The 15,603-nt window shown below is 42.9% G+C and carries 6 protein-coding genes; 3 read left to right on the top strand and 3 right to left on the bottom strand.

Annotation, left to right across the window (positions count from 1 at the left end; translation table 11 throughout):
- Positions 1-277: 277 nt before the first annotated feature.
- The 3 genes from LX64_RS10595 to LX64_RS10585 are packed head-to-tail and all read left to right on the top strand — an operon-like array spanning position 278 to position 3,333.
- Positions 278-1,954: a DNA polymerase/3'-5' exonuclease PolX gene (locus LX64_RS10595; protein ID WP_111597639.1), complete on the top strand. Its 1,677-nt coding sequence runs from the start codon at positions 278-280 to the stop codon at positions 1,952-1,954.
- A complete protein-coding gene (locus tag LX64_RS10590; RefSeq protein WP_111597638.1) occupies positions 1,951-2,685 on the top strand; it encodes a PrsW family intramembrane metalloprotease in 735 nt (244 codons plus the stop codon). The genes LX64_RS10595 and LX64_RS10590 overlap by 4 nt, the downstream gene beginning before the upstream one ends.
- Positions 2,686-2,706: 21 nt before the next feature.
- Positions 2,707-3,333 (top strand): DsbA family protein, encoded by a 627-nt coding sequence (locus LX64_RS10585; protein WP_111597637.1) that lies wholly within the window; start codon positions 2,707-2,709, stop codon positions 3,331-3,333.
- Here LX64_RS10585 and LX64_RS10580 read toward each other — a convergent pair.
- From LX64_RS10580 to LX64_RS10570, 3 genes are all read right to left on the bottom strand, one after another.
- The gene (locus LX64_RS10580) at positions 3,330-3,545 is read right to left on the bottom strand and encodes a hypothetical protein (protein ID WP_111597636.1); all 216 of its coding nucleotides are present in this window, start codon (positions 3,543-3,545) and stop codon (positions 3,330-3,332) included. The two genes, LX64_RS10585 and LX64_RS10580, sit on opposite strands and share 4 nt — an antisense overlap.
- Before the next feature lie 1,375 nt (positions 3,546-4,920).
- Entirely contained in the window at positions 4,921-5,838 is a 918-nt protein-coding gene (locus LX64_RS10575) for a PorP/SprF family type IX secretion system membrane protein (protein WP_111597635.1), read from the bottom strand.
- Positions 5,839-5,880: 42 nt separating this feature from the next.
- Positions 5,881-15,483, bottom strand: coding sequence for a Calx-beta domain-containing protein (locus LX64_RS10570; protein WP_211324793.1), 9,603 nt, complete (start codon positions 15,481-15,483; stop codon positions 5,881-5,883).
- Between the last annotated feature and the right edge of the window lie 120 nt (positions 15,484-15,603).

Here is a 15,603-nt window from a genome sequence, read left to right as displayed (position 1 = left end):
GCTCCTAAAAAAGCTGCTGCTAAGAAAGCTGCTCCTAAAAAGGCTGCTGCTAAGAAAGCTGCTGTTAAAAGGAAACCAAAAGCTGCGCCAGCGCCAGCTGCTGCTCCTGAAACTTCAGCACAGTAAGATTGGATTTACAAACTGTAGTATAAAATACCTTGGCAAACCAAGGTATTTTTTTTGTCCCTACCCCAATAGCTAGCCCCTCTCCCTTTCCTCCCAAAAACTTCTCCCCGCTACGCAACCGAACATCAAAAAAACGAATTAACTTTCCAGCATGGAGAATCATGTTATAGCCGACCAGCTTAATTTGCTGGCCAAACTCATGGATGTTCACAGCGAAAATTCATTCAAAGCAAAATCATTTGCCAACGCGGCATTCCAAGTCGATAAATTAACCGTTCCCTTAGCGGAAACGCCCCCTGAAGCGATTTACAAGATCAAAGGAATCGGCGAATCCACGGGGAAAAGCATTATAGAAATGATCCAAACAGGGCGTTTCCCCCTTTTGGAAGAATATATTAATAAAACACCGGCCGGCATCCTCGATATGATGCGCATCAAAGGGTTGGGTCCTAAAAAGATTGCTACTATTTGGAAGGAGCTGGAAGTGGAAACCCTCGGCGAGTTGCTTTATGCTTGTAACGAGAATAGGTTATTACTCCTAAAAGGCTTCGGTGAAAAAACCCAAGCCAATACGAAGCAAAGCATCGAGTTCTTCCTCGCCAACCGCGAGCGATTCCTTTTTGCCGAGGTAGAAGCCTTCGCGCAGATGATTGAAACGAACTGGAAAACAACTTTTAATGTACCTGTTAGCTTAACGGGTGCCTACAAACGCCAGCAGCCTGTATTAGACGAGGTGGAAATTGTAGTAGCAGCACCTTTACAAACCATCCAAGATGCGCTGGTTGCGCCAGGTGAGTTCGAGGCATTGGAAGTAACGCCTAATTACATGTTGCTGCAACACCCTCAGCAGGTGAAAGTAAAAGTTTATACATGCGACCCGGCTAATTTTGCTAATACTTTATTCGTTACCACCGGTACAGCAGCTTTCTTGAAAGGTTTCTACGAGGTAGGTGGTGAAGCAGCCTTAACAGGTGCTACTGATGAAGAAGGCATTTTTGCGAAAGTGGGATTACCTTTTATTCCAGCTTCCTTGCGAGAAAGTGCCAATATATTAGGGGTTGCGAAAAATGGGTTGCCTACACTTGTGCAAACCAGTGATATTAAAGGTATTATCCACTCCCATAGTAATTGGAGTGATGGGCTTTCTTCCCTCGAAGAAATGGCCAAAGCAGCTAAAGACCAAGGTTTTGAATACCTAGTTATTAGCGATCACTCCCGTTCAGCCTTCTATGCAAACGGCTTACACCCCGACAGAATTATTGCGCAACACCAACAAATTGACGAGCTAAATAAACAATTAGCACCGTTTAAGATTTATAAGAGTATAGAAGCGGATATTTTGAATGATGGTAACTTGGATTACCCTGCCGAGATCTTACAAAGCTTTGATTTGGTAATTGCCTCTGTACATACGAACCTAAAGATGCCCATCGAAAAGGCCATGCCCCGCTTGTTGAAGGCCATCGAAAACCCTTATACGACTATATTAGGGCATATGACCGGTCGCCTTTTATTGAGTCGTAATGGTTACCCAGTTGACCATACTGCTATTATCGAGGCATGTGTTGCCAACGACGTGGTAATTGAGTTGAATGCGCACCCTCGCAGGTTGGATATTGACTGGGAATACATCGCGGAAGCGGTTGCTAAAGGCGCGCTTATTTCGATTGACCCGGATGCGCATACGATTGATGGTTATAAAGACATTCATTATGGCGTATTAGCAGCACAAAAAGGCGGTCTTACCAAGGAGAAAAACTTGAGCAGCTTTAGTAGAACGGAATTAGACGCATTCTTAGCCGCACGCAAACAAAAGAAAGGCATATGATATTATTGCTGGCATTAGCCATAGCGCCGGGTTTATTGATTTCGGTGTTGATATACGCGCTCGATCGATACGATAAAGAGCCACTTCCCTTGTTAACAAGAAGTTTCACCCTAGGGGTGATGTGTACCTTGTTACCCTTGGCGATTCAATACAGTGCACAAAAATTAGGGGTAAAACCCGACTCGAGCAATGCTTGGCATATTGCTGCATTTTCATTCCTGCTGATAGGTATAAGCGAAGAAGTCACAAAATTCTTAGTGCTTCGCTTTTATGCTTATCCTAAAGCCGCCTTCAACGAGCCATACGACGGGATTGTGTATTCCGTATTGATTTCCATGGGCTTTGCTACGGCGGAAAATATTGTGTATGTTTCTCAATATGGTGTAGGTACTGCCATTGCCCGGATGTTCTTAGCCGTACCTGCACATGCCGCTTTTGCCATAATGATGGGTTATTTCGTAGGGTTGGCGAAATTTTCGCCCCGGCCAGATCGACCATTGCTATTCCTACAAGCCATAGCCTACCCTGTAATTTTCCACGGGGCATACGATTTCTTCTTATTGTTGGATAGTGGGGCTTACTTGATGTTCGGTTCGATTGCGGCCCTTTATATAGCTACCAAGTTTTCCATCAAAGCAATTAAGCGGCACCGCGAGATTTCGGAATACATCCATGAACATGAGCATAAAAGTGACCATCATGATCAACAAAACGATGATTTCATTTATTAAAGAAGAGAAATACTGGTAACCATGGAACTAATATATGTATATGATGCATTGTGTGGCTGGTGTTACGGGTTTACCCCGGTGATGCAGGCATTTCAAAGGAAACACACGGACATAGCCTGTAGTGTAATGTCGGGTGGAATGATGAGTAATACCCCGGCTAGTAAAATGGCGAGTTATATCCAGCAGGCTTACCATAGCGTGGAGCAAACCACCGGGATTAAATTTGGACAGGGGTTCTTGCAAGGCATCTTGGAGTCGCCTACCTACATCATGGATTCCGAGAAGCCGGCTATAGCCTTATCGGCATTTAAAATGCTAGCACCTGGTTCGGCGATTGATTTTGCCCATGATATCCAAGTGGCGTTTAATTACGATGGGAAGGATTTACATGCCGATGAAACGTATAGTAATTTGGTGCATAAATATGGTGTGCGCGAGGATGATTACCTAGCGGCACTGCATAGCGAGGATGCTAAGAACGCGGCCTTAACTGAATTTAAACAGGTACAAGAATGGGGCATTACGGGTTTCCCGGCGGTGATATTGGTAACATCGAAACAATTGTACTTGATAGCGCGTGGATTTACGCATTTAGAGAACTTGGAGAACGTGATTGCTAAGATTACGGCTGATGAAGGGGGCAACTAGGCTTCGTTGGATTCTTGTTGGTAAGAAGACGTTAACTTGAAGTATAAGAAATAACCCAAATATGGGAGCATAAAAACGAGGAGCAACCATTTCAAATGGTACGGCCGTTTATTGGTTGCTTTTCGGAACATGTTCATCACTACAAACCTTGCTACGAGCCAAATGTGTAGCATGAATAATATTGTTAACCACCATTCTGTATTCGTTCTCATACACTCACCTTTTGCTCAATCTACAGAAAAATCCCCGCAAAGCCAAGGTATAGGCCTAAAAATAGAAAGGGCCCGATTAAACAACCAGGCCATAATCTAATTAACTAGTAATGCAAAGTGGATAAAAATATAAAAACGGTTATTTATATAAACCGATTGAATCATGTATTTGTATTGCAAGGTATTAGCAATGGTTCAAAGCTACAAAAAAATATATTATTTTGTTAGGATTACTATTTAGTAAATATATGAGTTTCAACAAATACTTGTCGTATTAGCAGGTGTTTACCTTAAGATGCGTAGGAAACGAGTAAAAACAAGAAAGCCCGGTAGGATTACCAGGCCGAACAACGTCTGTTTTAGATTAAAGTATTGCCAACTAAACTTAATGCTTATGAGACTCTTTCTTGTGGCGACTTTTAGCGCCTATAAAATGTTTTTTGTTAATAGTTTTTCATTTTGAAAAAGGCAAGACTACCTCGTTTCGTTCATCCAAATTTTCAATCACGATTATTATTCTTCGTAGGATACAGTATAAAATATCTATAGCGTAAAACGCAGAATGATCAAATTGAATACTTAAAGAACTGTTGAAAAGAGGAGCCTAACTCGATCATCAGGCTCCGTTTCTTCTCCATTTTAACTTAAGACATAATCAAAAATTTATCATAGCTCATATGCAATTGCTATAATAAAAATCTTTCTATGGCGATAAATGATTACCTCTTACGATAAAAATTGCACCATTTGATTCTATCTCCACCAAATTTCATTAGAACGACTTTCCTCTATAACCCTTGCTCATTCTCGGTTAGCAAGGAGTTCTTGTAAAAAATATTTTCATAGCAACTCGATAAGAGGCCCGGCAGGATTACCAGGCCTTTATTCAAGTTAACTATTAAAGACACAACTTAACTTTTACAATAACTTAAATAAAGACTCTTCGAAAGCAAAGCAAAACGAACATTCACATGATGTAATAAGATTCGAACATTCACATGATAATAAGCACTATGACCTATTTATTGGAACTTCTAACAAACATTACTTTGGAATTGCAAACAAACTCGATATACAGTTTTGCCTCTTTGTCGCTCACAACTCGCGAATTGTTTCGTTGTGATTGACAATTCAAAAGAACACCGTTTTTGCGAATAATTTAGTTAATCATACGTTAACGACATCTGGCGAAATACACGATTGGCGGGCTTATGTACGGATAAAAAAAATAAATGGATTTGAAGAAAGAAGAAAAATTTATTGCAGTATTTCTTCTATTCAAACCCAATACAGTAAAGACTTTCCATAAAAAATGCCCTCACCAAGCGCAGTTGGGAGGGCATTCACCATCAATATTCAAATAAGCAGGTATATGTTAAAAATAACGCATCGTCACGGGTTTATCCTTCGACCAGGAGAACCTATAATTCAACATTACTTCATGTGAGCCTTGTTGATATGTTTTTAGGTACTGGTTGCCCGCGAAATCGTACGAATAGCCAAATAAGATATTCTTCGTGGCTTGTACTTGTAAGAAGGCCGACGTTGTTTTCTCTGTTCTCCATGTTAAACCTACCCACACAATATTCTTCATCAATAAACTGGCATTCACATCGAAGTTGACACCCGCGCCGGGGGCTTGGCGCATGAGCACACCGGGTTTCAATTTAATATCACTATTCAAGGTAAAGATGTAGGCACCTTGGAAATATAAGTGGCGTTTGAATTCCACTTTATTCTCTGTAGTTCCCAAATCGAAATTATGGAATGAGGGTGCAGAGAAGCCCACCATGAAATTTTCACCGTATAACATAAAACCAAAGCCCACGTCGGTTTTCCAATAGCGTTTATCGTTTGCGAAAACATAATCATCGCCCGCATTCAGCTGCGTATTGTTCTCTTTGAACTGCTGTGCACCACCTTGTAAACCCAATGCCAAGTACACGTTCTCTCCCACTTTCACTTTTTGGGAGATGTTCACATGAAACCCGGTTTGCGAATACACCGTGATTTTGTCCTGGAACGCCATAAAGCCAATACTTGTACGCGTGGACTTTATAGGCGTATAAAACGACATAGTCATTGTTTTGGGTGCACCTTCCATACCTACCCATTGGTTACGTGCTACGGCCGTAATACTGGCCGATGTATCCATGGATGGATAAGATGGATTTACCACCATGCCATTGCTGTTATATTGGGCGTATAAGGGGTGTTGTTGGGCACTTGCCGACTGTGCAAAGCCCCAACACATCAACCCCATTAACCAACATTTCAAAACCCGTTTTTTCATAGCAATCAATTGAATGATTCAATGAGAATAATTTGATTTTAATTAACGCTTGATGACGATATAGCCCGTGAAGCGTTCACGTACACCGTTTTCATTCCACACATAAATCACGTAGAAATAAGACCCGTCTGTTACGTTATTGCCAGCGCCTGCACCTGTATTCGATTTACCGTCGAACCGGATTGAGCGGTTATTATAGCCATATGCTTTGTACACAATACCACCCCACCTATTCATTACTACAACTTCGTTATGCGTATATTTTTCGATGTTTTCGATGTACATGTAATCGTTACCTACCCCATCGCCATTCGGAGAAATACCGCGTGGTACACGGATTTTTTCGCCTTCAGTGCCCGGCGGGAAGGTAACGTCGCCGATGATAGTCATCACATTGCTCTTCTGCACCGTGTAACCTGCAGCTACACCACTTAGGATAAGCGTTTCATTGGATTCTCTTTCTCCATCGCGGTTGATTTCGATTTCGAATTGCGCTTGTGATTCACCTGGTGCAATAACGAAGCTTACCGGTAAGCCTGCAATATCCATGGCGTCGGTTGTTGACGCAGGATCGATGCGGAGTTGGATCGTGATCGCTGTTGCTGCGGTGATGCCCGGAGGTAAGCTGTAGGTAACCATGGTTGTGCTGCCTTCGTGGATCGAAGATGAATCGATTGTTACCGTGATTACTTTATTGCTTGGGATAGTACCTGTTGCATCTTTAATCGTGATGCTGGCGCCGTTGATGACGAAGCCGGTTAATGTACCGTTTAGTAACAATGTTTTCGTATTACCGATGATATTATCCATCGCGGCATCAATTTGTAATGCAGCACTTTGGTGAGCATTAGCAGGAATTACAATCGTACCTGGTAATACGCTATGATCGGTATTGCTTGCTGTAGAAGCAATGTTTTTCGACAAATTCACGACAAGCGGGTACGCTGTGTAAATATTCGCCGGCAAAGTAGCTACAATCGATACGCTGTTTCCTTCTAATACGTCGCTGGTAGCCGGAGTGAAGGAGATCACGCGGTTGGCAGCGATTTGAGAAGTTTTATCGAGTACATTAAACGTGATGCTTTCTACTACGTAACCATCGGTATTCGTACCGTTGATGATGAGTGTTTCTGCTAATTCCAAGGTATCGTCCATTGGTACACGCACAGTGAACGTGGCGTTTGATTTACCGGCTGGGATTGTTACGCTTGTTGGAATGGCGTCGTGTTCTGCGTCTTGTAATGTAGAAGTTGCGTCTTTATGTAATTGTACTATGATATCGTTGGTAGAAATGATGCCGGTTGGTAATTGAACCGTTACCGTTGTAGCAGCATCACCTTCCGTGATCGTGTAATTAGTGGCCGTCATGCGGATATTTACGCTGCTTGTGTTAGCATCGATTACATCAACATTAATATTTCCAATGAACGTAAATCCTGTTGCAGCTGGTGTTAAGGATAATCTTTCGGTGTTTTCGATAAGATGATCATCAATTGCCGTGATATTCACCGTTCCACTTGTGCTACCAGCAGTAATGGTAATTTGTGTTGGGAAGCCACCGGTGAAATCTGCCGGGGATGCGGTGCTACCGTTGTTGGTTAAAGTAACTACGATATCGTAGGTTGCTTTAATACCACTAGGCAAGCTAGCTGTAATGGTTTTCGTTTCACCTTCTTTAATAGATGTTGGTGCATTGATCGTAATCACTTTGTTTGCGGCGATGGTGCCGGTGATATCTTTAATATCAATGTGTGCATTTGCACTCGCGTTGTTGCCGAAGATTGTTGCACTTGCGGCGATTTGGAGTGATTCTGTCAATTCTAACAAGTGATCATCTGCTGTAGCTTGCAAAGTGAACATGACTTCGTTGCTGCCTGCAGGAATTGTTACGCTTGCAGGGAAGCTATATTCGCTTGGTAACAAGTTCACATCAGTAGCTGCACCACGCGCCAAGTTAACAGTAATAGGCACCGTTGTGGTAATGTGCGATGGTAAACGTACCCAAACATTCGAAGTACTTCCTTCAAAAATAGCAGCAGAATCTGCTGTGATGTTCAAGGCTGTATTACCAGGGATGGTACTTGTTTTATCTTTTATTGTGAAAGTGATGCTGTTCACCGCGTAACCATCGGCACTAGTACCGTTGATTTGTAATGTTTCGTCATTTTCCAATAAGTTATCTGTTAAGGCTTTTATATTAAACTCGGCAGTCGTTTTACCTTGTAAAATAGTAACGGTAGCTGGAATCGGATCGTGATCATTTGAAGCAGCAGTTGAGCTAGCATCTTTTGTTAAGTTGATCACCATATCTTTTCCTGCTACTATGCCACTTGGTAAACTTACTGTTACGACGCTGGCTGCATCACCTTCCGTGATAGTGGTTGGTGAAGCATACATTGTAATTGTGCCATTTGTTTCACCATCGAGGATATCGATATTGATTTGGCCATTGATAGTGAAACCTGTTGCGCTAGCAGTTAAAGAAAGCTTTTCAGTGCCTTCAATAATGCCGTCGTTAATCGGTGAGATATTGATCGTACCCGTTCCGCTGGCAGCAGGGATGGTAATGCTAGTTGGCATGCCGCCTGTAAAGTCGGCCGCTGTAGCAGTGCTACCATTGTTTGTTAATGCAAGCGTGATGGGGTAAGCAGTTGTAATACCGGATGGCAAAGTAGCCGTTACCGCTTTTGTTTCACCTTCTTTAATAGTAGCCGGTGCTGCAAGTGTAATTACTTTATTGGCAGCAATTGTGCTCGTTTTATCGGTAATACCTACTGTTACATTAGCTGTTGACGTGGTACCGAAGATATCTGCCGTAGCAACGATTTGTAAGTTTTCGAGTAATTCTAAAATATTATCATCATTACTTGCCGTGAGCGTGAACGATACTTCGCGACCATTAGCCGGGATAGTAGCTGTTGAAGGGAAGCTGTATTCGCTTGCGAACAAGCTTGTACTGGTAGCTGCACCGCGTGTTAAGTTCACCATTATAGCTTGTGAAGTAGTAATGGTTGCAGGAAGACTGATCGTTACTTTCGTGCTATTGCCTTCTAAGATCGATGTTGAATCGGCCGATATTTGTAAGGCAACGTTTGCTGGGATTTGGCGTGTTTTATCTTTCACTGTGAACGTGATATTGTTCACAACATAACCATCTGGGTTTGTACCAGTAATGATCAATGTTTCATCACCTTCTAATAAACCATCTTCCAAAGCCTTCACATCAAACGTAGCGGAGGTAGCACCAGCTGGAATAGTAACACTTGCAGGAATTGGATCGTGATCGGTATTGGCAGTTGTAGAAGCCGGGCTTTTAGCGAGGTTTACTACAATTGGTTTACCTGCAGTTACCCCGCTAGGCAAACTAACCGTTACGGTGGTTGCGGCATCGCCTTCGGTAATAGTAGTAGCAGTAGCTGCCATGTGAATACCACCTACGATATCTTCATCGATGATATCAATATTAATTGTACCTACCGTGGTGAAACCAGTGGTGGTAGCAGTTAAAATCAATCTTTCGGTACCTTCTAATAATCCATCTTTCACAGGTGAAATACTCCTAATACCATTAGATGCACCTGCGTTGATGGTTATACTTGCTGGGAAGCCAGCTGCAAAGTCTGCAGCAGAAGCAGTACTGCCGTTGTTCGTTAAGGTAACAACGATTGGGTAAGAAGCGATGATACCACTTGGTAAGCTTACCAAAATGTTTTGCGTTTCACCTTCCTTCACTGCCGATGGCGAGAAGATCGTTAACACTTTATTCTCAGGAATGGTGCTGGTTTTATCGGCGATGCCAACAATTACATTAGCCGTCGTATCGCGACCAAAAATATTTGCTGTACCTACTATTTGCAAATCTTCTGTTGGTTCTAAGATATTATCATCATCACTAGCAGTTAATATAAAGCTAGCAGATGAGCCGTTTACAGGAATGGTAACTGTAGCAGGGAAGCTGTATTCCGAAGCCGTTAATTTCGGATTTGAAGCTGTTCCTCTTGTTAGATTCACAACAATAGCTTGCGTAGTAGTAATACCAGTAGGTAAGCTTACTATAATTTTAGTGCTATTGCCTTCCAAGATCGTTGTAGAATCGGCCGTTAATGTGAAGGCAAGATTCGCTGGGATCGTGCTGGTTTTATCTTTTATCATGAACGTTATACCGGTTACATTGAAGCCATCGGTATTGGAACCCGTAATAATTAATGATTCATCGCTTTCGAAAATACCATCTTCGAGGGCGCTTACCGTGAACGTTACTGTTGAAGCACCGGCAGGTATTGTTACGCTAGTTGGGATTGTACTATGATCAGTATTCGCAGCTGTTGACGTAGCTGATTTTGCGAGGTTTACGACCATTGGTTTACCAGCTGTAAATCCACTTGGTAAGCTAACCGTTACCGTTGTAGCAGCATCGCCTTCGGTGATGGTGGTGTTGGCTGCCGTCATACTAATTGTGCCACTTACCTCTTCATCTTCGATGGCAATATCGATGTTACCATTGATCGTGAAACCAGTGGCAGTTGCAGTTAATTTCAAGTACTCGGTACCTTCAATAGTGTTGTCGGCAATTGGCGAAATGTTTACAGTGCCCGTTGTGCTAGCAATGGTAATCGTAGTAGGCAAACCAGTGGTGAAGTCGGCTGCAGTAGCGGTACTTCCGTTGTTGGTAAGGGTTATTACGATTGGTGTAGCAGTAGAAATACCTGTTGGCAAGCTCGCTGTGATGGATTTCGCTTCTCCTTCTTTAATTGTAGTTGGTGCTGAAATCGTAATCACTTTATTAGCAGCGATCGTGCTTGTTTTATCGGCGATACCTACTGTAACATTCGCTGTTGAATTAGATCCGAATACGTTGGCACTGGCAGCGATTTGGAGGTTTTCTAATCCTTCCAAAATATTATCATCTGCGCTCGCTGTTAATGTGAACGAACCTTCGTTGCTACCTGCAGGAATGATTACCGTTGCAGGGAAGCTGTATTCGCTCGCTTGCAAAGCAGCACTCGAAGCTGCACCACGCGTTAAGTTCACCGTAATAGCTTGCGTAGTGGTGATATTGTTTGGAAGACGAACGGTTACTTTCGTGCTGTTGCCTTCTAAGATGGATGTAGAATCTGCCACGAGCGTTAAAGCTACATTGGCTGGGATCGTACTTGTTTTATCTTTTATCGTGAATGTGATACCATTAACCGTGAAGCCATCGGTGTTTGTGCCTGCGATGACCAATGTTTCGTCGCTTTCAAGTAAGTTATCAGTGATAGCGCGAACAGTGAATGTTGTGGTAGAAGCACCTGCCGCGATGGTAACGCTTGTTGGGATAGCATCGTGATCAGTATTCGCAGCTGTTGAGGTAACTGATTTACTTAATGTTACAACGATAGGTTTACCCGCAGTTAATCCACTTGGCAAGCTAACTGTTACCGTAGTAGCAGCATCGCCTTCAGTAATCGTGGTATTAGAGGCCGTCATCGTAATTGTACCACTTACATCTTCATCTTCAATCGCAACATCAATAGTTCCATTCACCGTGAAGCCTGTAGCCGCGGCTGTTAACTTCAAGAATTCTGTGCCTTCGATAGTATTATCGGCAATTGGCGAAACATTGATAGTACCTGTAGTACTAACAATTGTAATCGTAGTAGGTAATCCCCCGGTGAAGTCGGCAGCAGTTGCTGTGCTTCCGTTATTGGTAAGGGTTACTACGATTGGTGTAGCGGTAGAAATACCTGTTGGTAAGCTCGCTGTGATAGGTTTCGTTTCACCTTCTTTAATAGTAGTTGGTGCAGAAATCGTGATCACTTTATTAGCAGCGATCGTACTTGTTTTATCGGCGATACCTACTGTTACATTCGCTATTGAATTAGTACCGAATACGTTGGCACTTGCAGCGATTTGGAGGTTTTCTAATCCTTCTAATATATTATCATCTGCACTGGCTGTTAATGTGAACGAGCCTTCATTGCTACCTGCAGGAATGGTTACCGTTGCAGGGAAGCTGTATTCGCTCGCTTGTAAAGCGGCACTAGATGAAGCCCCACGCGTTAAGTTCACCGTGATGGCTTGCGTAGTAGTGATATTGCTTGGAAGACGAACAGTTACTTTCGTGCTGTTACCTTCTAAGATAGATGTAGAATCTGCCACGAGCGTTAAGGCTACGTTTGCTGGGATTGTACTTGTTTTATCTTTTATCGTGAACGTGATACCATTTACTGTGAAGCCATCTGAGTTCGTACCAGTAATCACCAACGTTTCGTCATTCTCAAGTAAATCATCTGCAATGGCACGCACTGTGAAAGTAGCAGTTGTTGCACCTGCGGCGATGGTTACACTCGCAGGAACAGCATCATGATCAGTGTTCGCTGCCGTTGAGGTAGCCGATTTACTTAAGTTAACAACGATTGGTGTAGCTGTTGTTACCCCGGTTGGCAAACTTACCGTTACCGTGGTAGCGGCATCGCCTTCCGTGATGGTAGTACTAGCAGCCGTTATGGAAATGGTACCGCTTACTACTTCATCTTCAATGGCAACATCAATAGTACCATTTACGGTGAAGCCTGTTGCAGTTGCCGTTAGCTTCAAGTACTCGGTGCCTTCGATAATATTATCAGCAATTGGCGATATGTTGATGGTACCCGTTGTGCTAGCAATGGTAATCGTAGTAGGTAATCCACCGGCGAAGTCGGCAGCAGTTGCTGTGCTTCCATTGTTGGTAAGGGTTACTACAATTGGCGTAGCTGTAGAAATTCCAGTAGGCAAGCTAGCTGTAATGGATTTCGTTTCACCTTCTTTAATAGTAGTTGGCGCTGAAATCGTAATTACTTTGTTCGCTGCAATTGTGCTGGTTTTGTCGGCAATACCTACTGTTACATTCGCTGTTGAAGTAGTACCGAATACATTTGCACTAGCGGCGATTTGTAAGTTCTCTAATCCTTCTAATATATTATCATCCGCGCTTGCTGTTAATGTAAACGAACCTTCATTGCTGCCTGCCGGAATGGTGACCGTTGCAGGGAAGTTGTATTCGCTCGCTTGTAAAGCGGCACTAGATGAAGCACCACGTGTTATGTTCACCGTGATAGCTTGCGTAGTAGTAATTGTGTTTGGAAGACGAACATATACTTTGGTGCTGTTGCCTTCTAAGATAGATGTAGAGTCGGCGGTGAGCGATAACGCTACGTTCGCTGGAATTGTGCTTGTTTTATCTTTTATCGTGAACGTGATACTATTTACTAGGAAGTTGAATGTATTCGTTCCACTAATCGTTAAGGTTTCATCACCTTCTAATAAATTATCGTCGAGTGCTTTTACCGTGAAAGTAGTAGATGAAGCACCTACCGGAATTGTAACGGTGGCTGGAATTGGATCGTGGTCGGTATTATCGGCTGTAGAAGCAGCATCTTTGCTAAGGTTGATCACGATGGCTTTGGCAGCAGTTACACCTGTAGGTAAGCTTACTGTAACAGTGGTAGCTGTATTGCCTTCTGTTATAGTAGTGCTTGTGGCAGTCATAGTAATTGGCGCCGTTGGTACTTCATCCAATATGTCAATATCAATAGCACCGTTGATGGTGAAGCCTGCACTTGCTGCATTCAATTTCAACTTCTCTACACCTTCTACTAAGTTATCTGCTACCGGGGAAACGTTCGTGCTGCCGCTGCCGCTATTGATAGCGATGGTGATAGCGCTTGGTAAACCACCGGTGAAGTCGGCCGCAGTTGCTGTGCTTCCGTTATTTGTTAAGCTAACAGTAATGGCATACGAAGCAGTGATATTACTTGGTAACATCGCGGTAATAACTTTCGTTTCACCTTCTATTACAGAAACTGGTGCATCAATAGTGATGATTTTATTTTCCGGGATGGTGCTTGTAATATCTTTAATGCCCACAATCGCTGTTGCTGATGCGTTTGTTCCGAAGATAGTAGCTGTTGCCCTGATTTGTAAGTTCTCTAGTAATTCCAACACGTTATCATCCGGAGAAGCTTGCAAAGTAAACGTTGCTTCATTGCCACCAGCAGGAATAATTACCGTGCTTGGGAAACTGTATTCACTAGCCAATAATGAAGCTGATGAACCACTACCCCGTGCCAATGTAACTGTAATTGGTGTGGCCGTGGTAATGCCAGTTGGTAAACTAACCGTTACTTTCGTGCTATTGCCTTCATAAATGCTGGCCGAATCGGCTACAAGCGTTAAAGCCACATTTCCAGGTAAAGTGCTTGTTTTATCTTTAATGGTGAATTTGATGCTATCTACTAGGTAACCGTCGGTATTAGTGCCTTCAATCACCAATGTTTCATCACCTTCTAAGATATCATCTTCCAAGGCGCGTACAGTGAAGGTGGCTGTTGTTGCACCTGCATTAATTGTTACACTTGCCGGGATGGTTGTATGATCTGTATTAGCTGCACTAGAAGTACCTTTTTTACTGAGGGTAACCACTACCGGTTTATTCGTTGTTACACCAGTTGGCAATTTTACCGTTACTGTGGTTGCGGCATCACCTTCTGTTATAACATAAGCAGCAGCAGTCATTGTAATATTACCACTCACCTCTTCATCTTCAATCGCAATATCAATTGTTCCACTGATGGTAAAGCCCGTAGCGGCGGCTGTTAACTTCAAGTATTCTGTGCCTTCGATTGTATTATCTGCAATTGGCGATACGTTGATAGAACCCGTAGTGCTAGCAATTGTAATCGTAGTTGGTAAACCACCGGTGAAGTCGGCAGCGGTTGCTGTGCTGCCATTGTTCGTTAAAGTAACCGTGATAGGTGTAGCTGTAGAAATTCCACTAGGCAGGCTAGCTGTAATGGATTTCGTTTCGCCTTCTTTGATAGAAGTTGGCGCAGTAATGGTGATTACTTTATTCGCAGCAATTGTGCTGGTTTTATCTGCGATACCTACAGTAGTTGTGGTTGTGGATGTTGTACCGAATACGTTTGCACTGGCTGCGATTTGGAGGTTTTCTAGTCCTTCTAATACATTATCATCTGCACTTGCTATTAAGGTAAACGAGCCTTCATTGCTATTCGCTGGAATCGTTACGGTTGTTGGGAAGCTGTATTCGTTGGTTTGTAAAGCGGCATCGCTTAATGCACCACGACTTAAGTTCACCGTTATCGCTTCTGTTGTAGTAATATTACTAGGTAAGCGTACAAACACTTTCGTGTTGTTACCTTCTAAGATTGTTGTTGAATCGGCTGTTAATGTAATGGCTACATTTGCTGGGATAGTGCTTGTTTTATCTTTTATCGTGAACGTAATGCCACTTACTGTAAATCCATCGCTATTGATACCTGTGATGACTAACGTTTCATCATTTTCAAGCAAATCATCTTCCACTGCTCGTACTGTGAACGTGGTAGTAGTGGCACCAGCTGCTATTGTTACACTTGCAGGAATTGCATCATGATCAGTGTTCGCTGCTGTTGAGGTAGCCGATTTACTTAAGTTAATAACGATTGGCGTTGCAACGGTTACACCACTTGGTAAACTTACTGTTACAGTTGTAGCAGGATTACCTTCAGTAATAGTAGTAGCAGTTGCTGTCATGGTAATAGTACCACTCACCTCTTCATCTTCAATTGCTACATCAATTGTTCCACTGATGGCAAAGCCTGTAGCCGCGGCTGTTAACTTCAAGTATTCTGTGCCTTCGATTACATTATCTGCAATTGGCGATACGTTAATAGAACCCGTAGTGCTAGCAATTGTAATCGTAGTTGGTAAACCACCGGTGAAGTCGGCAGCGGTTGCTGTGCT

This window comes from Chitinophaga skermanii (assembly GCF_003259335.1).
GTDB lineage: Bacteria > Bacteroidota > Bacteroidia > Chitinophagales > Chitinophagaceae > Chitinophaga > Chitinophaga skermanii.
The sequence above is the reverse complement of the archived record's forward strand: the minus strand, read 5'-3'. Positions and strand labels throughout refer to the sequence as shown.

Excerpts from the sequence above, each read along its gene's own strand:
- LX64_RS10585 (WP_111597637.1), top strand. The coding sequence starts at position 2,707 with ATGGAACTAATATATGTATATGATGCATTGTGTGGCTGGTGTTACGGG.
- LX64_RS10590 (WP_111597638.1), top strand. The coding sequence starts at position 1,951 with ATGATATTATTGCTGGCATTAGCCATAGCGCCGGGTTTATTGATTTCG.
- LX64_RS10580 (WP_111597636.1), bottom strand. The coding sequence starts at position 3,545 with ATGAGAACGAATACAGAATGGTGGTTAACAATATTATTCATGCTACAC.
- LX64_RS10575 (WP_111597635.1), bottom strand. The coding sequence starts at position 5,838 with ATGAAAAAACGGGTTTTGAAATGTTGGTTAATGGGGTTGATGTGTTGG.
- LX64_RS10595 (WP_111597639.1), top strand. The coding sequence starts at position 278 with ATGGAGAATCATGTTATAGCCGACCAGCTTAATTTGCTGGCCAAACTC.